Origin of the sequence: Myroides sp. A21, assembly GCF_000807225.1 — a bacterium.
Lineage (GTDB): Bacteria > Bacteroidota > Bacteroidia > Flavobacteriales > Flavobacteriaceae > Flavobacterium > Flavobacterium odoratimimum.
Genome location: NZ_CP010327.1, coordinates 3,048,856 through 3,073,023 on the forward strand (window position 1 = coordinate 3,048,856; position 24,168 = coordinate 3,073,023).

A 24,168-nucleotide genomic window follows, 5' to 3' on the forward strand; every position below is an offset into this window, starting at 1 on the left:
TTGCTAATGAAAAAGAAGATATTTATAGCCTTAACGGCATTTGTTTTTACATCGTCTGTTCTAGCTCAGTCGGGTTCGTTTATTCAGTATAGAGTGAATAAAGGAGATACTGTAAGTAAGATCTCTAGAGATTATGATATACCTGTGAGTGAAATACTGAAGTATAATCCTGATGCAAAGAATGGAATCAATGAGAATAGTTTTTTATTAATTCCTACGAAGGACTTTGTAGAGAAAGAAAAGAATAAAGGGGCTAATCCTTTATTGAAAAATGATGAGAAGACAAAGAATACTTCTACTTCTAAAGGAACGCATACTGTGCAACCTAAGGAGACAATGTATAGTATTAGTAAAAAATACAATGTATCTATCAATGATCTACATACATGGAATCCTTCTTTAAAAGAAACGGGGTTATTAGCAGATAGTGAGATTATTGTTGCTCCTAATACTAAGAAATCATCTTCAATGGATGTGACTCAGTATGAACAGGATAAGCCAAAGAAGATACCAGCTACATTACCATCGTCTACAGCAGATACAATTAAGGATATTAATAATATCTATTACAGAAATATAGATGTAGAACCTAAGGCAACGCTTTATAGTCTAGCTGTAACGTACAATACTTCGGTACAGAGATTACTAGAGCTGAATCCAGAACTAAAGAATGGTCTTAAAAGTGGGCAAACGATAAAAGTACCTGCTTATGGTTTTCAGGCAAAGGCAAAGGTAGTGGAGGTAACTCCAGAGACTCCTAAAGAGAATAAATTTATTCGCTTAATAGTAGAACCACAACAAACACTATATAGTATAAGTCGTAAGTATGATGTGCCTATTAAGGAGATTATTAAGCTTAACCCAGATCTTCAACAAGGATTAAAGAGCGGTATGGAGTTAATATTGCCTTATAAAGAAGGTCTAGATATTGCTGTAGAAGAAAATATGCCTAAAGAGGAGAATGAAGGTTATTTGACAGTTGATACAACAGGAGGTTATGTTGATTTGAGTAATTCTATTAGTCGATTAGATCATAAGGAGTTAGCGTTATTGTTGCCTTTTAATATCGATAAGTTAGGAGATAATGTAGATGCGAAATTGAGTTCTGATGGGTTCTTGAATATGACTTTAGACTTCTACTCAGGAGCTAAGATGGCTGTAGAGTATGCAGAGAGTCTTAACCTACCTTTAACCGTAAATGTCTATGATTCTAGTGAGAGCAAGAATAGTAGTGGTGTGAAGAGCTTATTTAACTCTAAAGACTTTAGTAATACAGATGTGATTATTGGGCCATTTTATCAGAGCAATGTAGATGCTGCTGTAAAGGCTTTGCCTAATGACAAAGTAATACTAGTGTCTCCATTGTCAAATGAGAAAGCTACTGCGTCTAATAGACTTGTACAGACTATGCCTTATAGTAATGTACTTAAAAATCAGCTACTAGAGTACTTTAAGAAGTCTGGAGCTAAGATTACCGTAATTGTAGATGATAAAAAACAATCGACAAAGCAGTTTATGAATCAGTACTTTCCAGATATTAAAATGATTAGTACTAGTCAAATAGGAGAGATAGATAAAACGCTAGTAAAAGATAAGAAAAATGTCTTTGTACTAGATTCTAATAGTATCGCATCGGCATTATTATTCACGGATAAGTTAAAGAATAAAACAAAGGATTATGATATTCAGATTGCTTCTTTTGACAAGTCAGATGTCTTTGATTACAGTGAGATTAGAATAGAGACTTTAGTTGATTTAAAATACACTTTCCCTTCAGTAACGAGAGATTCAAGAGAGTCTAGATCTGAATCTTTATTTGGACAAGAGTATAAAAACAGATATAATGTGTATCCTAATCGTTTTGCTACAAGAGGATTTGATGTGACATTAGATGTGATTTTCAGAATGTTCCAGAAAGAAGGGTTTATACCAACTATTGGTAAAAAATCTCAAGAAATAGAGAATAGATTTAGTTATAGTAGAAATCCAGAAGGAACACTTAGAAATAGTGGAGTATACTTACTACAGTATGATACAGACTTAAATGTAAAGGTGCTTAACTAATGATAGATAATGAAAAGTACTTAGTAGAACTCGCTCATACTAAAATGCCTTATGGCAAATATGAAGGAAGGTATTTGATTGATTTACCAGAACATTATATCGTTTGGTATCATAATAAAGGCTTCCCAAAGGGTAAACTAGGAGTACAATTAGGTCTAATCTATGAGTTAAAATTAAATGGATTAGAACCCTTAATACGAAATATTAGAAATAATTTTAAATAATCATTGATTATTACATAGAGAAAAGGCAAGTTGTGAATAACAGCTTGCCTTTTTTCATAATCGTATACTAAGTAAAATTATAAAGTTCAGGTATTTGTCAAAAACTTATGAAAATTATTAAAATAATGTAATTGTTAGTTTTTTAGCATTAGAAGTAAAAGTTCTATAATTAGCGTAACTCAAATTATCAAATCAATAAAAATAGGGCTTTAAATCTTCTTTTGTCTTAAATTAGAACATAGATTAAGCGAAATTTAGAAAACTGAAATTTTTATCAATGCGAATTAATTATTGTAAATTTGCATTGTAAAAATCGAGTGATTATGATGAATATTCCTACTTCAAAGCGCCCACGTGTTGTTATTATTGGTGGAGGTTTTGGGGGTTTAGCACTTGCTAAAAAACTAAAGAACAAAAATTTTCAAGTTGTGCTTTTAGATAAGCATAATTATCATACGTTTCAACCACTGTTGTATCAAGTAGCAACAGGAGGATTGGAGTCAGGATCTATTGCATATCCTATTCGTAAAGTTGTACAAAATTATGAAGAGATTTACTTTAGATTAGCTAATGTTCAACGTATAGATACTGAAAATAAGAAGGTAGTTGCTGATATTGGTACGATTTTTTATGACTATGTTGTAATTGCTACAGGATCTAAGACAAATTTCTTTGGTAATGAAAACATTACTAAGAATAGTATGGCAATGAAGACTATCCCTGAATCATTAGATATCCGTAGTTTAGTATTAGAGAACTTTGAAGAGGCTTTACAGACTACAGATGATCAAGAGCAGAAAGCATTAATGAACTTTGTGATCGTTGGAGCAGGACCTACTGGGGTTGAACTTGCAGGCGCTTTAGCAGAAATGAAGAAGCATGTATTGCCTAAGGATTATCCGGACTTAGACTTTAATAAGATGGAAATCAACGTGATTCAAGGAGCTAATAAAGTACTTGATGCAATGAGTGAGAAATCATCTAGAAAAGCACAGGAATTCTTAGAGAACCTAGGTGTGAAAGTATACTTAGGTGAAATAGTAACAGATTATAAAGGTAAGAAAGTATATACAAAATCAGGTAAAGAGTTCACAGCAGAAACGGTGATTTGGACAGCAGGAGTAATGGGAGCTACTGTAGATGGTTTTGATGCCACTGTTATTCAAAGAGGAAATAGAATAAAAGTAAATGAATACAATCAAGTGGAAGGCTTTACAGATATCTTTGCTATCGGTGATGTCGCTACTATGATGACAGATAAGACTCCTATGGGACACCCTATGATGGCTCAGCCTGCTATACAGCAAGGAGAATTATTAGCGAATAACTTGATTAGATTAAGAGATGGTCAACCTTTAAAATCATTCGTATATAATGATAAAGGATCTATGGCAACTATCGGACGTAATAAAGCAGTAGTGGACTTACCTAAGTTCCAATTTAGCGGTTTCTTTGCTTGGTTTGTATGGATGTTTGTTCACTTGATGTCTCTAATCGGATTTAGAAACAAATTAGTTGTATTCTGGAACTGGATGTATAACTATATGATGTTTGACAGACAAGCTCGTTTAATCATTCGACCATTTAAAAACAAAGTGGATGAAAGAGAATAAAGTCTTATAGAATAGGATTTTTTAAATCATAATTTATCAGAAGGTCTACAAACTTATTATAAGATTGTAGGCCTTCTTTTTGATTATTAAGTTTTAAGAAGCCATTATAAAATACCTTAAAGAAAGAATCCGTGATATTCTTATACTCACTCCAGAATATAATATTCTCGTTTAGGTTATCTTTCACTCCTGGGTGTATTGTTTCAAATAAAGCTTTAACTTCTACTGATTCTTTGTCATTGATATTGGATACACAGTATCTTAGGGCATAGATAATAGCTGCATATTGATAAGCAGTATCTTTTTGATTATATGCTGCCATAAAGCCTATAAAGTTAGCGTCACTTTCTTTTGCAAATCCTAACTGATGAGACATTTCATGAGATGCTGTGACAATCATGGTAAGGGTAGGTATTTTATTGTTTACCTGTGCTTCTAGTGTAAAAGGATTAATGTATCCAGAGAATCCCATATAAGTCAAAGGAAGGCTAAATAAAGACTCTTTGATAGTTAGTGATTGTGTATTATCTATCTGGTGTAAGAAAGTTATTTGTTCAATTCCTTTTTTAGCATCTACTAATATTGTATTGATATCTTGTTTTAGTTGTACAGCTGTTATACTATCATTAGTAATAGCTAGTTGTAATAAATTAGCTCTTTGTATTAATCTGGTCGTTAGATTTATTAATTTCTCCTGATCATAGCCACGTTCTATTCCTAATTGGCTTTCTAGAGTTGGTCTGAAGTTATTTAATCCCCAACCTATATTAAATAGAATATAAAAGATCACAACACATTTAAAAGTTAATGCCACACAAGCCATTGCGATTTTCTTCCATCCTTTGTATTTTTTAAAAACTAGGTAAAACTTATAGATAAGAAATAACCCTATAATCGTATATAATACATCTCCTACAGAAAAAGGGAATAGACTGGTTATCGTATTGAAAACATTACATAAATAGAAATAAAAACCATTTGTATAAAAGGTTTCAATAGCATCAGGAAAACGTGTAACAATATTAAAAGTAAGAATAGAACAAACAAATAATATCAACCAATATCTTAATTTCATAAAAGTGTGCTAAATTTTATTTAGTTAATTTAGAATAGATAAAAATAAATATATTTGTATCAAATTCTAAAACTATGAGTAAAGTTAAGAAAGGTGAGAGAACTATCTTCGTTTGTGATGGAAAAAAATGCTGTAGATATAATGAAGAGACTAAAAGCTGTTTTAAAGCTTTATTAGAAGAGAGTGGGCTTTCTAACGATTACTCTTTGTGTAAGATGAAATGTCAAGGAATGTGTAAGAGCGCCCCTGTAGTATATATCTCCTCTCATGACAAGTACAAAAAAGAAGTAGGAGTAAAGAAAGCAAAGAAGATTTTTCAAGAATATATAATCGCTTAGATCTAGACACTATTGCTATTTATTTTATTACCGTAATATAAAACGTGTCAGATCCAAACAAGAACAAGGCTATTTAGTATACTAAGTAGCCTTGTTTTTTTATATGCTTGATAGTAAATTGAATTTAAAATGTCTATGTTTGGAGCCAACTAATTAATTTATATTTATGAAGCGTGTTTTATTTACCCTTGTGATTTGTCTAATGACTATTACTTCTTTTGCACAGAAGACTATAGATAATCCTAAGAAATTCTTAGCGTCTCTCGCTGCTCACTGTGGAAAAGCATATGCAGGTCAAATCGTGTCTCCTAATGTACCTGCTGACTTTAAAGATAAAGAGTTATTGATGAAGGTAATTTCTTGTAAAGAGGAGGAGGTGAAGATCTCATTCTTTGTAGGTGAAGATTTATCTCGTACTTGGGTATTTACACTAGAGAATGGACTAGTAAAGCTAAAGCACGATCATAGACATCAAGATGGAACACCAGATGATATCACGATGTATGGAGGTACTGCTACCAATACAGGATTTGCTGATATGCAATTTTTTCCATCAGATCAAGAGACAGTAGATATGATGAGCACAATAGCAGGGAATGTATGGTGGGTGACAATTAAGGATAATACATATACTTATAATCTAAAGAGAGTAGATAGTACAGGCTATTTCAGTGCTTCTTTTGACCTGTCTAACGAGGTAAAAACAGATAAAATGCCATGGTAATACCACTGTGAATATCTTCTGTACTAATTGCTGATTTTCTTACTCGATTTTCTATCTTGCAGGCTCAATAAGGCTTTGAGGGAATCAAAGTAACAAGATAAGCATAGATGAAAATAAATAGAATAGCAAAAAGAGGATTATTTGAATATCAAAAAGACCGCAACGAAGAAGGGTTAATGTTATATGACTTTCTAGAAGAGCGAGTTATTCGCTTTGCAGATTATAAAGAATGGCGTATTAATGCCATTTCTCCAGACGGAAAGTATATCGCTATAAATAAAATATCAGAGACGACTAGAGCGTTTAAAACAGATTTTGCTATCCTACGTGTAGATACACAAGAACAAGTGTTTTTTACGAATACTTATTTTATATATGATGCAGAGTTCAGTTTAGACTCTGATAAAGTACTAATTGTTGCTCATAATAAAAAACCTTTTTGTTTAGACTTAGTAACCAAAGAGATTATAGCAGAAATGCCTAAAAATATCCGTACTTATCAAGGGAGTTTTAATAAAGAGAAGAATCAATTCATTGCTCCTTCAGAGACTTTTAAGGATACACTTTATCTATTTGACTTTGCCTCAGGCGAAACAGAGAAGATAAAAACTAGCCTAAAAGAAAAGATAGGTAAGGTAGAGTATACTAATGATAGTCAACATTTAATTGCGTTGACAGAAAGTAGTATTGTTTATTGCCTTGATTTATCATATAAGGTGATTTGGTCTGTTGATTTTAATACGTTACTAGAATCACCTGTACGTATTAATTCGTCAAGTATGTTACTGTCAGAAGATAATCAATATCTAATGTTAGAAGCATCCTCTACTGAGACCAATAATTGGGGAGCAGAGTTTGTTCTAGAAGTAAATACAGGAACATTAGTAAATACTATAGAGGGATATCAATATCGAGGTAGAATACAAGATGCACTCTTTGGTAATGAAGTACTATTATATACTTATCATACCTTAGATATGCTGACAGGAGAGGTAAAGGAACTAGAATTAAAGAGATAAAATAAAAAAAGCCTCATTAGACATTCGTCTTTTGAGGCTTTTTTCTCATAGCAATTTAATTTATTTTCAATTGTGGGGCAATATATATTCAATTTAGGATAGATCTTTATTACCAACTTGTGTTTCGAACAAAGAAAATAAAGCTTTTTTATCGTTAAAAGCAGTGCAAATGTATGTGTATCTCATAATATATGCAATCCAATAGGAGCGGTATTAACATAAAGTATACCTTTAGTATACTAGTGAAAGTCAGTATACTAACAATATTAAAGATGTAATATTGTATTTTAGAGGATATAAGTGTCTTGTATTTAATTAGATAGTTGTTTTAAAGAAATATTGCAAGCTTGTTGTTGTGTAAATCGTATATTTGATTGTGTTTTTTATAAATGTTAAAATTTATTATTATGTTAAGGGTTACTTGTGCCATCATTGAGTTTAATCAGAAGGTTTTGATAGCTCAGCGAAATCAGAATATGCTATTACCTTATAAATGGGAGTTTCCTGGAGGTAAGGTTGAAAGAGGGGAGCAAGATGAAGTATGTATTGTAAGGGAGGTAAAAGAAGAACTCAATCTAAATATCGAAGTACAATCAAGGCTAACACCTGTAACTCATCACTATGATACATTTTCTCTAGAATTGTTTCCTTTTATTTGTAGTACAACTTCAAGAGAGTTTGAATTAAAAGAACACGCTCAAGTTTTATGGGTTGATTCTCAGGATTTATTAAACTACGATTGGGCTGAAGCTGATATTCCTATTGTGAAAGAATATTTGGAATTAAAGTTAGAGGAATAGGAAGTATATAAACGATAAGAGGCTGCCTAATAAGACAGCCTCTCCGAGGTCAACTACGATATGCATTATATAAGAATAGTGAAGAAGTTGAAAATAATACATACCTCATTGACCTATTGAAACATAATTATTTGATGGTCTATTTAATAATCTTGACAGGAGAATGTCCTTTGTTTATCGTTGTTTCCTCTTGTGGAACATCTCCTTTTTTGTTCTTTCCACCGAAATTATAAGTTATTCCTAGTTTGAACACTCTCATATCATTCTTTACAGTGAAGTTGGTCAGTTGATCAGGATGTTCTAAAATTGTAGTTCTAATACCTCCTGTTTTGAACAGATCACTTACTGCAAGTGTAGTTGTAAATTTCTCATTTAAGAATTTCTTACTGACTCCCAAGTTTACTTCTCCTAATGAACGATATCTAAAGTTAGACTCTATTCCTCCGTTTTGGTACCAAGCAGTAAGCTCGATATTCATATTATAAGGCAACTTAAAGTTGTTATAGGTAAATACCCCAACACTATTTTTATTCTCATTGATTAAGTTATTGTCAAATCGAGTATTAAAAAAGTAAACCCCATGGTAGTTTTCCCACCAGTTGATACCTGGTATAGGAGCAGATAACGAAGCATACCATTCACTTCTACTTTTGCCATTAATACTTGTGAAATAGGACTTGTTTATTCCTTCGTTGAAATAGCTGTATAGCATAGGGTCTGTAATGCGACTATATCCGATAGATAAATCTATGAAACCTAAGAACTGCTGATCTAATTCTATATTATTAGAATATTCAGGCTGTAGATTAGGATTACCCATTGATGTTGTTGTACTATTTAGATAACGAATAGCAGGGTTTAATTTATCGAACTCAGGTCTTTCTATTCTTCTAGAATAAGAAGCCATTACAGAATAGTAATCACTAGCTGTATAAGTTAATTGCACAGTAGGGAATAATGAGAAATAATCTTGTTTTACTAACTTTTTATGAGCTAAGGTATCTCCATTGATATGTGTGTATTCTCCTCTTAAACCTGCTGTTATAGCCCATTTATTGAATGTCATATCTACTGATCCATAGAAAGCATGTACGCCTGTTTTATACTCAAATTGACTTTTGTGCAAAGCATTAATGTCGTTTCCATTGGAGATGAATGTATATAAACGTTCATCTGTTTTCAGAATAGAATAATTACTCTTTACGCCAAACTCTACTTTTGCAGTTGTATTTTCTTCATCCCACAGTTGTTTCTGATAATCAGATTTAAAATTGAACTCTTTTCTATCTGTAGGATATTTATTCTGCTGTTTGGTCAGTAAGGCGTGTGGTAGTAATAGTTGTCCATTATTACCATAGATTACATCATTGATATCTGATTTGACATACATGGTACCAATGGAAGTAGTCCAACTTTCCTTTTCTGCTATTTTCATTTTATAGATTACATCAGCTTTAAAACTAGTCAATTTACTCTTGCTTTCATTTTTCTGTACACTGTGAAAGAGATCGTTATTGTTTCCTAACGCTGTGTTGGTATGTACTGTACTAGGAGTATCGTTATAATCCATAGACGTTTTTAAGCTTAGTACATGACCATTCTGGAATGTTCTATCTATATCTAGTTTGATTAAGTGAGATTTACTATTAAGAACCGAGAACTGAGACTGATTTGACCATGTATGATCTAATGAAGCCAGATCTTTTTTATCATATCTCTCTCTTAATCTATCAGGAGAATAGCTAAATGAATACAAAAAGTTATAGTTCCAGTTATCATTGCCATACCCTAAGTTTAAGGAGTGATCTGTGCTTACTTTATTACTAATACCGACTGTTGAATTAACTGTTCCATAAAAGCTCTGAACTAGCTTTTTCTTAGAGATAATATTAATTACTCCACCTGTACCAGAAGCATCTATATTAGCAGGTGGTATATTCATAATTTCTATAGACTCTAAAGTAGAGCCAGGAGACCCTTTAAGTATGGTCTTTAATTGTTCTGCAGATAGCTGAGTAGGCTGTCCGTCCATTAATACCGTGACACCTGATTTGCCTTTTATTTTTAACTCTCCGTTTTGACTAATAGTAACCCCAGGGAGTGTCTTTAGTACATCGTAGGCAGACTGTGTTTGTGCTAAGTTACTCTGCTCTATATTTAATGTAGCTTTGCCAGGAGTTACTTTAAGAGCCTTTCTATGGCTGGTGATCATTACCTCATCTAAGATGTTTTCGTCACTTTGTATGATTAGATTGATCGGTGTTGTATGATCATTTATAGTGATAGTAGAGACTGTATCTTTATACCCTATAAAGCTAGCAGTTAGTTTAAAACTTCCTTTTGATTTTATATCTGTGAAAACAAAAGTTCCATCTTCCTCACTTGTGATAAAGTATTCCTCTTTTGGATTGTCCTTTGCTTGTAAGACTACAGTTGCCCATCCGATAGGATTGGCTTGTGTGTCTTTTATTACCCCTTTTAATTGAGATTGAGCCCATGATGGTAAACTAATTACCCCTAATAGAATTAATAATAGTTGCTTCATAATTAAAACGATCTTAGCATTTATTTCTGAGGCAAATGTATTAGGATGTTTTATGGCTTATTGGAACTTTTACATTAACTAACTCATTTCTATACTAAAGCCACCGAAACGATGATTATAGTGCAATTAAGCTTAAACCCACATTACGCATTAGCCAAATACTACAAAGCAATTCTACTTCATAGTTCTTTCATTAGCTCTAAAACCATACTATAGTATGCTTTTATCACTAATTCAGACCTATTTTGTATAATTACTTTTCGTTTATATGTCTATTGCATAATCTGGGTTAAATAGAAGTGAATAGGCTATTCAAGAGCAAAAAATGTCAATTGATGTATCTATACCCTATGGGAGCTGAATACCCCTGTATTTTTGTGTAAGAATAATTAGAGAAGATGAGAATAAATAGATATTTGGGCAGGGGATATCGCAGTACTGCGGCTCATGTTTTGCAACAGGCTTTTAATGAAAAACTAAAAGGAATACTAGGGACAGAGGAAGAAATACATCAAGTTATTTTAGCATCTCTAGATGCTAAGCATATTATCGTGGCACGTTCTAGTGAAGGAGAATTAATAGGTGTAGCAGCTTATCAACACAGTGGTCAATGTACTTTGAATATTTCTCTGAGTATTATGATTAAGGTGTATGGGCTGATAAGAGGACTTTATAAGATGCTACAGCTCATCATGTACTTTCCATCTAAGAGAGATAAGGATGTAGTGTATGTAGATGCTATCGCAGTAGATGAGAATTTTAGAGGATTAGGAGTCGGAAAAATGCTATTAGATGAAGTAGAAAAGTTAGCTTTAGAACATCATGCAAGATATGTAAGTTTAGATGTAATTAAAGAGAACCCTCGTGCAAAAAAGTTATATGAGCAAATAGGTTTTGTAGAAGTGAAATACAACGAATTAGACGAACGAACAAGTGATAAACTTGGCTTTTCAGGGTATTATTATATGATGAAAGTAATAGGTTAAATGCTATTCTGGTATTGTAATTGAGAGCTATTTCTTAACTTAAGACTAAGGAAGACAAGTTCAGTTATAAAAAATGTAAAACGAGCTTTGTTTTTTGTTACTTTAGGTATATAATCGAAAAAATCAGGAAAGAATAGCATAATTTTAATCTGTAATGAAAACACAAAAGCAAAAGAGGAGTAAGAAAGAATGGAGGTATAGAGTAGCTTTAACGCTCTTAGTAGCGTTGTTTTTTATTTTTTCGTTGTACATTATTAGTACTGCAGATCAGTATCAGATAGTTTCTTTTGAGAGTGGATATACCTTTACGGCAGATGTGATTTGGTTTATAGCTATCAGTTGGATTGTGACTACCCTAGGTATTTATCTGTCAGACCGATTGCCGATAAAGACGTATTCTATAAAAGAAGTAATTCGGTTTGGAGTATTGCATGTGATTATTTGTGTTGTAGTCTTCTTATTTTTAGTTATTGTGACAGATTATTATTTAATAGATCAAGATCATACAGCACGAGAAGACTGGTTAGGCGCTAGACAGATGTTTTTTATAGGCTTATGCCTTACTGTCTTTGTTATCGTTGTACACAATGGAAGAAAGCTAGTAAAGATGTGGAAAGAGTCTGTTTATGAAAATGCACAGATGAAAGAAATAGTATTACAGAGCCAACTAGCATCTTTAAAAGCTCAATTAGACCCACACTTTATGTTTAATAATTACAGTGTACTAAGAAGCCTAATCCAAGAAGATAAAGAGAAAGCAAGTGAATTCTTAGAGCGATTGTCTGATGTGCAACGCTATCTATTGGTAAACCTAGAGCATGACTTAGTCAGTCTAGCCAAGGAGATACAGTTCTTGATTGATTATTTATACTTGATTAAGATTCGCTTTGGCGAAAGTATACAAGTAGAGATCAATGTCAGACCAGAGCTGTTAGGAATGAAGATTCCACCCATGACTTTACAATTGTTATTAGAAAACGCAATAAAACACAATAAAGCAACCAAAAAAAGTCCCCTCTTTGTGAATATTTATGGGGAAGAAGAATATTTAATTATTGAGAATAACCTCCAATTATTGAACACTCTTCCTCATTCTTCTAAGTTAGGGCTGATGAATATAAAGAAGAGATACTTACTGATCGAAGACAGAGAGGTCGTAATAGAGCAGACCGTATCCGTTTTTAGAGTTAAAATCCCATTGTTATAAGCTATGATAAAAGTATTGATAGTAGAAGACGAACAGTATAATGCACAGCATCTGAATACCTTACTTCAGGATATAAAAGAAGATATTCAGATCGTGCAGGTTATAGAAGGTGTAGAGGACTGTATAGAATGGCTAGAGCAGCATGATGATATTGACCTAATCTTTATGGATATAAGATTAGGAGATGGAGTATGCTTCGAAATATTTGATGCTATAGAAGTAAATGTGCCGATTGTCTTTACGACGGCTTATGATCAGTATGCCTTACAAGTATTTCAGGTTAACAGTATAGATTATTTACTAAAACCAATCAAAAAATCAGCCTTAGAACAAAGCATAGCGAAGTATAAGAAACTACATCAATTACAGGTCTTAGATAAAGAAATCTTAAGTAATCTAACCGAGGTTATACACGGAAAGAAACAGAGTTATAGAACACGTTTTTTACTGAGTAATAACGATAGGTATAAAGTTGTACAGACAAGTGATATTGCCTATATCTATACGGAATTTCGTCTGTCTAAAGCGGTTATGTTTGATAAATCTGTTCACGTATTACCATTCACTATGGAAGAACTAGAATCAGAATTAGATCCTAATCGATTCTTTAGAATATCTAGACAATATCTAATAAGCTACGAGAGTATCAATGCTATTCAGAATAATCTAAACAGTAAGGTAAGTGTAGTATTACAGGGCGATGTAGAGGTGGATCTAAGTAGAGAAAGAACACGAGCGATAAAGCAATGGCTTGACACATAGTCCTTAGGAAGTTAACGGTTCACAGTAATTAGTTTACAGTCTTGCCCTAGGGGCTTAATACACTTTACTTTAATATTATAGACTAAATGATTTTACTAGTTGTTGATATAGTGTAAGTTAAAAAAAGGGAACCTTATATTGAGGTTCCCTTTTTTAACATATATGATTACTCTTTTAGCTATATTGCTAATAAGGCTTTACTACTTGTGCTGTCGCAGATATTTAATTCGTGGCGTGTATGAACTCCTATAATGTACTTAGAGGGTGTGATATACTATACATGGACAGCATAGACCAATCGATTTCACACCATCGCGATTTTATAAAAAAACGACATCACAAAAATACAAACCCTTACTCTTTTAATTGGATAGCTAAGATTTCACCCATAGCACAGATTACTCCATTAGCCTCTAGGGTTAGATCTACCCATACCTTTCTGCCCTCTATGCTTCTTAGTTTACCCTTTAGCACTAGTTCTTCTCCCATAGGAGTAGAGGCTTTAAAATCAACTTTAAGAGAAGCTGTTACACATCTTACAGGTATAGTGCCTTCTAGTGGGATATTATTGTGCTTACACAAAAATGCCGCTGCTGACCCTGTGCCATGACAGTCTAGTAGAGAAGCGATTAATCCACCATATACGCTTCCTGGTATAGCAGTGTATTTAGTATCTGGAGTAAAACGAGCGATTGTTTCTTCTCCGTCAAGATATGTTTTTAGTTGATGTCCATTAGGATTGTTTTTTCCACAGCCATAGCAGTGCGCTAAGCTCTCAGGATATAGATCTTGGATTGCTTGTGTCATAATATTTGTTTTGGTTGTTATTCGATAGAGGAATCCCTCTATTACAAATAAAGTTATTTTTATTGAAGTACAAAAATTTAACCTGATTAGAGTATGGATTATAACTGCTAAAAATGTAAAACATTTTTTATCATTTGATAAAAAAAACCTTTTTCTATATCCTAATCTTTGTATCCCAAAAATAGCGTGATAAGGCTATATCATTATTAAATAATAATTTAATCAATACAAGTAAAATGGAAAATAGAGGACCTATTTCTCAATTTATGGCGCATAATTATCGCCACTTTAACTCAGCAACTGTAGTAGATGCTGCTCAAGGGTATGAAAAGTTTTTAGATGAAGGAGGGAAGATGCTTATTTCTCTTGCTGGTGCGATGAGTACTGCTGAGCTAGGAATCTCATTAGCAGAGATGATTAGACAGGACAAAGTAGCTATTATCTCATGTACAGGGGCTAACTTAGAGGAGGATATTATGAACTTAGTAGCGCATTCTCATTATAAAAGAATTCCTAACTATAGAGACTTAACTCCTGAGGATGAGTTGGCTCTGTTAGAGAATAAATATAACCGTGTTACGGATACGTGTATCCCTGAAGAAGAAGCATTTAGAAGAATACAAGGGCATATCGAGAAAATATGGAAAGACAGTGAAGCAGCAGGTGAGAGTTATTTTCCACATGAGTATATGTATAAGTTACTATTAAGCGGTGTATTAGAAGAGCATTATGAGATAGATCCTAAAAACTCATGGATGCTAGCTGCTGCAGAAAAAAACTTACCAATCGTAGTACCAGGATGGGAAGACTCTACGATGGGGAATATCTTCGCTTCTTATGTAATCAAGGGGGAATTGAAGTCTAGAACAGTGAACAGTGGAATAGACTATATGGTGTGGTTAGCAGATTGGTATAAAAAGAATGCTGTAGATCAGGGAGTTGGTTTCTTCCAGATAGGAGGAGGTATTGCTGGAGATTTCGCTATGTGTGTAGCTCCTATGTGGGCACAGGATTTAGAGGATGATTCAGTATTGAGATGGAGATATTACTGTCAGATTACAGATTCTACTACTTCTTTTGGATCTTACTCAGGATGTATTCCAAACGAGAAGATTACTTGGGGTAAACTAGACGTAGATACACCGAGTTATGTAATCGAATCAGATGCTACTATTGTAGCCCCATTGATTTTCTCATGGGTATTGAAACAATAAATTAGAAAGAGCCTTCGGGCTCTTTTTTTTGTCTTAGAATAAAGGACTAAAAGTTGAGTTCCATTTCTTAGGAATGAAATGAAAGAATGGGATAATCAGAGTCTTACTATAAGCTTATTGACTGTTTTTTACTCTATTATAGAAATGCTAAAGCTTATAAAAGTTCTAAATATGAGAATATTTTAACCAATCTAAATTCAAAAAACAGGACAAATCACAGCTGTTAAAAATATTAACATTTAAGTGTTTTTTAGTGATTTACAGCACGCGATAAAGCCAGTGATATCAAGGCTTTTGGGAAGGTTGTTTGAGCGTTGTTCGGGAGTTCTTTGCAAAATGTTTGGAAAAAGGGGGTGTTTTCCGAACACCTTCCGAACAAATAGCAACTGAGACCGCATGAATACTCGATTTATGGCGAATTCATAATGTTAAAAAACTTGTTAAAATTTTAAAATTGAGATTTTGAAAGCTGTGGTTTGTGCTTTCTTTTTGGTGAGACGTACCAGACTTTGAATAGAAGAATATTCTCAATAATAACCATTGAGTCAAAGCCTTTACTGTAGGCAAAGGTAATAAAAAAATAGATAGGAGAAAAGAGGGTGTAGGAAGTAGGGTAGGAAAATTAATTGAGTATTGTAGAGAATTAAGCAATGGGAATTGTTTTATATAACTGTTTGAATTGTTGTATTTTGGTTTTATTATTTTGATTAATTTTATTCAAAGTGTGAGGAAATACTATTCATGTATTAATCCCCTTATAGTAGCGAATGATTTACCTAAATTTAAAAAAGTACTGCTTTATCCAGAACGATAATGTAGTTGTATAGTATAATGTAGATGTAATAATTAGATGAAACAATGAAGTTAGTGGACTTAGTGAAATATTTCAGAAAAGGAGGGACTTATCAGGACTTTTGTAAGTTGTATTCCCTAAATGTTGATTCAGAGGTTATCGAAATATACATGGAGACACCTTTTCAAATAGATAACGAACTTTTTTTTTTGAAATAGAACAGACAGAAGGAGTGTTAGAGTTTGAAGTTAATAATATAGTGTTGTCAAGTTTATTTGACTTCTATGTTTTTCTTGACATGATTGAAGACTCGAATCAAGAAAACTATGAGAATGTAAGCGATCTAGATATTGCTAAAAGGCTTTTTAGTTATGGTTTAAATAATGCTTGAGGAAAGCAATACTTAATAGATGTTATTTTTATGAGACAGGATATATGGGGAATATTTGTGATAAAAGGAAGATTAAGATGAATAAATAAAATGAGAGAAATTAGTGAAGAACAATTGTATAGCTATTTTTTAGAAACTCTTAATTGTTGTGGTACTTTTCTTCTAGATCGTAATGATGATGAAATAGAATATTTGATTTTTGAAGTATTCGATATTAATGTTCGTACATTTTTTTATTGTGATACGCTTATAAAGTTACTTACTAAAAAAAGAATATCAATAGAAATGTATGAAAAAGCAGAGAGGGTTAGATGCCTATATTTGAGTACTGAGGGGATGGACTTATGGAGTATTAAAGGTATAAGAGAAAGTGATATATGGAAAGAGATTTTTAATCTATGTGATGATATGAGAAGAAATGTAATTATAAAGGAATGAATAAGATACCGTTATTTGGGAATCCCAGTAAGGATATATTGTCAAGAGATGTGTTATCTGTATAGTATTAAAACATTTTTTCTAACATATAGGTAACTATAATTTAACTTGGGCTTATAGACTAAATATTTCAATACCTTTATTTTTACGCATTTTATAAGCTATAATAGTGCCGATGCGTTGGTTTTTTATATTTTTTCTGTTTTCTTGCCTTTCTTGGGGGCAAAGTGTCCACTTTAAAACAATCACTACAAAAGAAGGACTTTCTAATAATTCTATTAATTGTATAGCAAATCACCCTGATGGGGCAGTCTGGATAGGAACATGGGATGGGCTAAACCTATTCGATGGCAAACAAGTAAAGGTCTATAAACACGACCCTAAGAATCCTAATTCTATTGGAGGTAATGATATTTATGCATTACTAAGGGATAGAGAAGATCGCTTGTGGATCTTATCTGATGGGAAACAGATAAGTTTATGGATAAAGGATGATGTTTTTCAGAATTATAGTTTTTCTAGTGAACCTCGTGTACTGAGTTTAGATGAACAAGGCAATATTCTCGTACAGCTAGAATCAAAAAAGTGGTTCACTTTTAGAGGAGGTCAGTTTGTATCTGTAGATGCTCGTTATATTGGTGATATGGCAGACCACTTAGTAGAGGATGCTAGAAAGAAGTCTCCTCAGTATTATGTGCAAGCTAGTTTACTAGAGAATATACGAGAGCAATTTCCGGAGTTCATTATCAATGCTATTGCAACAGAGACTAATGGGAATACATGGATCGGTACTAAAAGCCAAGGTGTTTTTCTATTAAGAGCAATAGAGGGGGAATATAAGATTATCGAAAACCATAAAGTAGATCCACAGCATCCTTATAGCTTACTCAGTAATGAGGTGATGGTACTGCATATAGATAAGTTTGACAATATATGGGTAGGGACTAAAGATGGTGGAGTCTCTATTCTACCGACGAATAAGGCAAGTCTTGATTATGTGTTTTCTCATTCAGAGAGACAACCTCATCTACCACATGAGACCATTCGCGCTATTGCGGTAGATAAGCTAGGAGGTAGATGGATAGGATATTATACACAAGGGGTTTTTTATCAAAAGAAGCGTAATGAACCTTTTGTACCAGTTGTTATAGAAAAATACAAAGAGAATAAGGATTGGAACAGAATACGCAGTTTATACTCGGACTCTCATGGTAATATCTGGATAGGAACCTATGCAGGAGTAGTAAAGATAGAAGAGGGTAAACAAGAGTTTTTTCAAGAGGGAATTACCAAGCATTTTATCAGTAATAGAACGTATGCCTTTGCAGAAGATATCAATCATTATCTATGGATGGGTAGCTGGGGAGGTGTGAGCAAGTATAATGCACTGACTAAAAAGTTTGAACCTTTTATCAATCAAGATAAATTAAAGCAATACCATATTCGTCATATTTCTATTCAAGATAATTTATTGATTTTAGCTACTGAAGAACATGGGGTGGTATTCTACGATTGTCGATCTGGGGAGATTAATATCATTAATCAAGAAAAAGGATTGCTAGGCAATAGTGTATTCTCTACTTATGCAGATGCTTTTACAGGTGATCTATGGGTGGCTACTTTAGGAGGGATATCAGTATTTGATACTGACTATGAACTTAAGAAGCAAATTAGAGAAGAAGATGGTCTTCCTAGTCATTTGGTGTATAGTCTTACTCCTTCTCAGGATGATGTTTGGATTAGTACTACTAAAGGAATAGCTTCAATAGATAAACATACTTATAACGTCTTAAACTTTAGTAATTATATTGGTTGGCAAGGACTAGAATTTTCTGAAGGAGCATATAGTCAGAGTAAAAAAGGCTTTTTGCTTTATGGAGGAAATAAAGGCTTAAATATCATAGATCCAGGACATCTCAGAAATGATCAAAAAGCCCCAGAATTTAGAGTCTTACTCAATGAACGTATAGCAGAAGAGGGAAAGGTTAGTTTTTTTGAACCAGATGAGAATAAATTGCGTCTTACTTTATATCCTATAGGTTTTAATCAATATCCGATTAATCAATTTGAATATAGAATAGTAGGTCTTTTTGATGACTGGAGGGTTCTTCCTCAAAAAGAAGTTAATTTAGATGATTTAGACCATAAACGCTATCAGATAGAGATACGTGATACAGTACAAAAAGACAAGCGTATAGTATATATGATTGCTTTTGAAATCGAAAAGCCTTTTTTCTTACAGCCTTACTTTGTTATTTTATTTGTCATCGCTGGAGGGGTAATTGTTTTATGGCGTGTACGTATCAAGCAAAGAAAGATGAGAAAGAGAGAGATCGAGCTTAAAAAACAGGTAAGAGATCGAACAAAGGAAGTGGAAGCACAAAAGAGACATCTCGCTAATAAAAATGAACAACTTAGTATTTTAAATCAAGAAATAGAACAACAGAAAGGAGAATTACTGAATCTACATAGCAAATTAAAGAATGACGATATAGAGATGGAGAATTTCAGAATCTTCTTGTTATCTCGAATTAAGAAACCTATTGTTAATACATTGGGAATACTAGAAGAATTAAATGTTGAAGCAGCACAAAAAGAGGAACTAATTAAAGTTTATGATATGGTTCGGGAGTGGAACTATATAGAGCAAGTTAAGGATTTTGACACTATAGAATTAGTAAGTGTAGAGATGACTTCTTTTATAGAGCACCTAAAAGAGGAGTGGGGAGCGATAAAAGAGAAGTATGGCGTAGAGATAGTAGTGTGTAATGAAGTAGATGCTCAGTGGGTAGAAGTAGATTTATTGCGTTTTAAACTGTGTTTGCGTTATCTGCTATACGAATGTTATAAATACTTAGAAGATAATCAGCAGATAACGGTTCGCTTCTATATGAAGAACAATGTTTTACATATTGATTTAGACTCAGAGAGTCATACTTTATTTGCGTTTTGGAATGACAACAGAAATTTTAGTCCTTACTACAGAGCTTTTGAGACTTTATTACAGAATCTAAATGGTATACTGATCATTAATAGTGAGTCAGTGTTCTCTCTTGGCATATCTATTCCTCTAGTCCCATTAGAAGAAAATAGGAGAGTAGAGAAGGGGAATTGGGATGAATTCTTAGAAGAGCTACAAGTGCTCCCAAAGGATAAAACCAATATTCTAGTGTATGCTAAAGAAGAGGATAAAGCAATTGTCAAACAGTTATTAGCAGGACAAGAAGATACTAATTTGGTCTATAATCACAGTGTGAGTAGAGTGGTAGGGAATATAGAGCATTATAAGTATGATGCTTTAGTACTTTATAATATTGAGATGTCTGATCGCACCTTATCTCTATTTGCACAGATTAAAAAACTGGCTCAGAAACAAAGGTTACTTATCTTTTATATCGCAGAGACAGTAGATTATTTTGTACAAGAGCAATTGAGTCAATTGGGGGTTAGTGATTTTATTCACTTACCAGTTGGTAAAACTACATTAGATAATATGGTTTTTAAGCGTATTCGCTATGATAAAGAAAACAAGGAAAGCAATACACTCCTTTGGAAAACGAATCTAACAGAGGATGTTATAGTGAATCTCTCACCTAATGAGCGCTTGTTTAGAAAGGGAATGGAAATGATGAATGCAAGATTTAGTGATGCCTCTTTTGGTGTAGATCAATTGACAGTAGAATTAGGTATTTCTAAGATGAAGTGCTATCGTTTATTTAAAGAGTTTGTAGAGCAATCTCCTTTAGAAATATTAATTGAAATGCGCTTACAAAAAGCAAAAGTATTGATCGAGAAAGGTGACCTAACGATTTCAGAAGTCTGTTTTGAATGTGGTTTTAACGATCCAAAGTACTTCAGTAAATCTTTTAAAAAACGCTTTGAACACAGTCCTTCACACTTTAAAAATGACTAGAAGAACGTGTAGAATAGATTATCCTAGTGTTAACTAAAGGTTATTGTCCAAATAGTACACTACTCTGATATAGAATTAGCCTTTTACTGAAAGATTATTACACTTGACTGAAAGAAAATTACCCCTGTATTATACAAAGCAGAAGTACTTTCGAAAGTGAAATATCAATGTAATCAATCTTATGAAAAGACATTTCTTAGTATGGCTGTTATGTATAGGAGGTAGTACTTTCTTACATGCACAAGTGATAGTAAAAGGAAAGGTAGCAGGCAAAAGTGATGGCCTACCTGTTTCTTTTGCTACAGTAATCGCTAATAAGGATAATTCTACTTGGGTAACTACGGATGCCGATGGGAATTTTACGCTAGAATTAGCCAAAGAAGCGGGTACTCTTTCTGTGGAGTATTTAGGATACAAAACGAAAACGATCAACTATCAAGGCGCTCAATTAGTAAGTATCCTTTTAGAACAAGACAGCAATATCTTAGATGAGGTTGTTCTAATTGGATATGGAGCTTCAAAGAAAAAAGATATTACCACTTCGATTGCAACAGTGGACAATATTAAACAAGTTGCTTCTAGACCAGTGTCTAATTTAAGTGATTTCTTACAAGGACAAGTTGCTGGGGTAACTGTAACGCAGCAAGGAGGAGATCCTTCTGAGAGCAGTAAGATGGTTATTCGTGGTTCAGGTTCATTAGCTAATGAGGCTCCACTTACTGTAGTAGACGGTGTGCCTTATTACGGACCAGCAATTAGCCCAAATGATATTGAATCTGTATCTATCTTAAAAGATGCGGCTGCAGCTGCAATCTACGGAGCTCAAGCTGCTTCAGGAGTAATTGTAATTACAACTAAAAAAGGAGTAAAGGGAGATCCTAGTGTTTCTTTAAATGTGTATACAGGTTTTTCAAAAGCTACAAATCTACCAACACCATTAGATGCACAAGGGCAAGCTTCTGTATATAATATGGCAGCAGATAATGCAGGAGTTCCTAGACAGTCTGCGCATGATGCTCTACTTAATCCGTGGGGACAAGTGAATAGAACAAATTGGATGGATGAAATCTTTAGAACAGCAGCTATGCACAATGTAGATGCTAGTATCTCTGGAGCTTCTGACCATACGAATTATTTTGCTTCTCTTGGGTATAATAAAAAAGAAGGAACTTTAATAGGAACATTTTCTGAACGTTATAACTTTAGATTAAAGGCAGATACTAAGCTGACTGATAAAGTTACTATTGGAGAGAATGTATACTACTCAAATACAAATGCTATTGGTACTAATACTACAAGTTCTTATTCAGGAAGTGTTATCAGTGCTTTATATATGCCTTCTGCAGCGCCTGTATACGATGCTGATGGTAAATTTGGAGGAGTAGTCCCTCATGATTTAGCACAGTTTGCTGGAGCGTATGGAGATGTATATAACCCAGTAGCATTACTGCTAAGACCTACAACATCTAATCCAACGAATTTCTTAAATGCCAATGTGTATTTAAACTATGATATCGTTGATGGGTTATCCTTCAAGACTTCTTATAGTTATGATTATACAAGTAATAAGTATAAGAAATTTACGCCTAAGGCACCAGAGTTAGGAAGAACAAACTTAAATAACTACCTATTAGAAAATAACTACGAAAAAACCCATTGGATATGGGATAACCAGTTGACTTATCACAAGACATTTGGTAAGCATGATGTTAATTTAACAGCTATTCATTCAGCGCAAAAAACAAATTACGACTATATTTCTGTACAAGGAGAAGGTTTTGGAAGTGAAGAATCATTTAACCAATATATGGGTAATGCTTCTATCATCAGAAAGCCAGTTACAGAGGTGTATGAAGATGCCTTAACTTCTTTGATAGGACGTGTGATGTATAACTTCGATGATCGATATTTCGTATCGGGAAGTTTGCGTAAGGACACTACTTCACGTCTAGCTAAGAATAACCAATCAGAAGTATTCCCTTCTGCGTCTGTGGGATGGAGAATATCACAAGAGAACTTCTTTAATGTAAATGCAATAAGTGAATTAAAATTAAGAGCTTCTTGGGGGCAAATAGGAAACATTAATTCTGTAGGCTATTATTCTTTTGATGTACCACTTAGCAATAGTGATATTATTATGGGAGAGGATGGTATGCTTACAGGTAAAGGGACTTATGTAAACCGTCAGTCTAACCCTAACTTAAAATGGGAAACATCAGAATCTTTTGATATTGGGCTAGATGCTGCTTTCTTTAATGGACGTTTAAACGTAGTGGCTGATTACTTTAGTAAGCGTACTAAAGGGATGATCATTCCAGGATTAGAAGATGCTCACCATGGTACAGCAGCAGCAGATGTAAATGGTGGTGAAGTACTGAATAAAGGTATCGAATTGTCATTGAGTTACAATGATCATATAGGAGACTTAAACTATAAGATCTTTGGGAATGCAAGTTTCTTAGAAAATGAACTAGTAAACTTAAATGGATATAACCAAAGTGGAATAGATTATATCGCTCATGGAGATAATGTTCGTGGGGTGCTTTCTCCATATAGATCTGTAGTGGGTAGACCGCTTTATTCTACTTATTTAGTTCCTTATTTAGGAATCTTCCAGTCGCAATCAGAGATTGATGCGCACCGTTCTAATGAGGGTAAATTAATACAACCTAATGCTAAACCTGGTGACTTTAAGTTTGAAGATAGCAATGGAGATGGTAAGATAGATAATAATGATAAGCAGTTTATGAACGCTTACTTACCTAAGATTACTTATAGTTTTGGTTTAAACTTAGAATATAAAAACTTTGACCTAAGTATGTTCTTCCAAGGAGTAGGTGATGTGAAAGTATTCAACGGATATAAGTTCACAGCTTACAATGCTTCTTTACAAGGATATAATTTAGATAGTCGTGTGATGGGAGCATGGACTCCTGATAACCCGAATGCTAGTCTTCCTAGATTATCTACTAAGGATGATAATCAAAACTACGGAACGACTTCTAGTTGGTACTTAGAAGATGCTTCTTATTTACGATTAAAGAACTTAACAATCGGATATACTATGCCTAAGAGTGTAATGAATAGTCTATCCCCTAAATCTAGCTTAAGAATATTCATGTCTGGAGATAATTTATTTACGATTACTGGATATGATGGTATAGATCCAGAAGTAGGAGGTGTAGGAATGGACGTAGCAAGATATCCTGTGTCAAGAACAATATCAGGAGGTTTCTTATTTACTTTTTAATCACT

General features: G+C 33.4%; 17 protein-coding genes. 14 read left to right on the forward strand and 3 right to left on the reverse strand.

Going from position 1 to position 24,168, the window contains the following annotated elements; genetic code table 11:
* Positions 1–6: 6 nt before the first annotated feature.
* The 3 genes from MYRA21_RS13655 (at position 7) to MYRA21_RS13665 (ending at position 3,901) form a co-directional block, all read left to right on the forward strand.
* Entirely contained in the window at positions 7–2,064 is a 2,058-nt protein-coding gene (locus tag MYRA21_RS13655; protein ID WP_039329420.1) for a LysM peptidoglycan-binding domain-containing protein, read from the forward strand.
* A complete protein-coding gene (locus MYRA21_RS13660; protein ID WP_039329422.1) occupies positions 2,064–2,288 on the forward strand; it encodes a DUF3820 family protein in 225 nt (74 codons plus the stop codon). Before MYRA21_RS13655 ends, MYRA21_RS13660 begins: the two co-directional genes overlap by 1 nt.
* A gap of 323 nt (positions 2,289–2,611) precedes the next feature.
* On the forward strand, positions 2,612–3,901 hold the full coding sequence (locus MYRA21_RS13665) for an NAD(P)/FAD-dependent oxidoreductase (RefSeq protein WP_006258999.1): 1,290 nt from the start codon (positions 2,612–2,614) through the stop codon (positions 3,899–3,901).
* A gap of 4 nt (positions 3,902–3,905) precedes the next feature.
* Here MYRA21_RS13665 and MYRA21_RS13670 read toward each other — a convergent pair whose 3' ends face one another.
* Entirely contained in the window at positions 3,906–4,976 is a 1,071-nt protein-coding gene (locus MYRA21_RS13670; protein ID WP_039329425.1) for a DUF3810 domain-containing protein, read from the reverse strand.
* Positions 4,977–5,050: 74 nt separating this feature from the next.
* Here MYRA21_RS13670 and MYRA21_RS13675 point away from each other — a divergent pair, with 74 nt between their 5' ends.
* From MYRA21_RS13675 to MYRA21_RS13690, 4 genes are all read left to right on the forward strand, one after another.
* Positions 5,051–5,314, forward strand: coding sequence for a (2Fe-2S) ferredoxin domain-containing protein (locus MYRA21_RS13675; protein ID WP_006258997.1), 264 nt, complete (start codon positions 5,051–5,053; stop codon positions 5,312–5,314).
* A 166-nt stretch (positions 5,315–5,480) separates the two neighbouring features.
* A complete protein-coding gene (locus MYRA21_RS13680) occupies positions 5,481–6,038 on the forward strand; it encodes a hypothetical protein (protein WP_006258996.1) in 558 nt (185 codons plus the stop codon).
* A gap of 107 nt (positions 6,039–6,145) precedes the next feature.
* Complete coding sequence (locus tag MYRA21_RS13685) at positions 6,146–7,057, forward strand: hypothetical protein (RefSeq protein ID WP_039329427.1); 912 nt, start codon at positions 6,146–6,148, stop codon at positions 7,055–7,057.
* A gap of 407 nt (positions 7,058–7,464) precedes the next feature.
* Positions 7,465–7,857, forward strand: coding sequence for a (deoxy)nucleoside triphosphate pyrophosphohydrolase (locus MYRA21_RS13690; protein WP_006258993.1), 393 nt, complete (start codon positions 7,465–7,467; stop codon positions 7,855–7,857).
* 139 nt (positions 7,858–7,996) lie between these two features.
* Here the strand turns inward: MYRA21_RS13690 and MYRA21_RS13695 are convergent, their stop codons facing one another.
* On the reverse strand, positions 7,997–10,402 hold the full coding sequence (locus MYRA21_RS13695) for a TonB-dependent receptor domain-containing protein (protein WP_039329429.1): 2,406 nt from the start codon (positions 10,400–10,402) through the stop codon (positions 7,997–7,999).
* A gap of 398 nt (positions 10,403–10,800) precedes the next feature.
* Between MYRA21_RS13695 and MYRA21_RS13700 the strand changes: the two genes are divergently transcribed.
* The 3 genes from MYRA21_RS13700 (at position 10,801) to MYRA21_RS13710 (ending at position 13,357) form a co-directional block, all read left to right on the forward strand.
* Positions 10,801–11,388 (forward strand): GNAT family N-acetyltransferase, encoded by a 588-nt coding sequence (locus MYRA21_RS13700; RefSeq protein WP_230493100.1) that lies wholly within the window; start codon positions 10,801–10,803, stop codon positions 11,386–11,388.
* Between the two features lie 154 nt (positions 11,389–11,542).
* Positions 11,543–12,595: a sensor histidine kinase gene (locus tag MYRA21_RS13705; protein ID WP_039329431.1), complete on the forward strand. Its 1,053-nt coding sequence runs from the start codon at positions 11,543–11,545 to the stop codon at positions 12,593–12,595.
* A 3-nt stretch (positions 12,596–12,598) separates the two neighbouring features.
* Complete coding sequence (locus MYRA21_RS13710; RefSeq protein WP_039329433.1) at positions 12,599–13,357, forward strand: LytTR family DNA-binding domain-containing protein; 759 nt, start codon at positions 12,599–12,601, stop codon at positions 13,355–13,357.
* 354 nt (positions 13,358–13,711) lie between these two features.
* On the opposite strand, the gene MYRA21_RS13715 is transcribed toward MYRA21_RS13710, so the two are convergent.
* Positions 13,712–14,164, reverse strand: coding sequence for a PaaI family thioesterase (locus MYRA21_RS13715; protein WP_006261118.1), 453 nt, complete (start codon positions 14,162–14,164; stop codon positions 13,712–13,714).
* 236 nt (positions 14,165–14,400) lie between these two features.
* On the opposite strand from MYRA21_RS13715, the gene MYRA21_RS13720 reads away from it, so the two are divergent.
* The 4 genes from MYRA21_RS13720 to MYRA21_RS13740 all read left to right on the forward strand — a co-directional run bounded on the left by MYRA21_RS13720 (position 14,401) and on the right by MYRA21_RS13740 (position 24,163).
* Positions 14,401–15,378 carry a deoxyhypusine synthase family protein gene (locus MYRA21_RS13720; protein WP_006258986.1) on the forward strand — a complete coding sequence of 326 codons (978 nt, stop codon included), beginning with the start codon at positions 14,401–14,403 and terminating at the stop codon, positions 15,376–15,378.
* A gap of 1,274 nt (positions 15,379–16,652) precedes the next feature.
* Positions 16,653–17,000 (forward strand): hypothetical protein, encoded by a 348-nt coding sequence (locus MYRA21_RS13730; RefSeq protein WP_006258983.1) that lies wholly within the window; start codon positions 16,653–16,655, stop codon positions 16,998–17,000.
* Between the two features lie 175 nt (positions 17,001–17,175).
* Positions 17,176–20,913 (forward strand): AraC family transcriptional regulator, encoded by a 3,738-nt coding sequence (locus MYRA21_RS13735; RefSeq protein WP_006258982.1) that lies wholly within the window; start codon positions 17,176–17,178, stop codon positions 20,911–20,913.
* A gap of 181 nt (positions 20,914–21,094) precedes the next feature.
* Complete coding sequence (locus MYRA21_RS13740; protein ID WP_006258981.1) at positions 21,095–24,163, forward strand: TonB-dependent receptor; 3,069 nt, start codon at positions 21,095–21,097, stop codon at positions 24,161–24,163.
* Positions 24,164–24,168 lie beyond the last annotated feature (5 nt).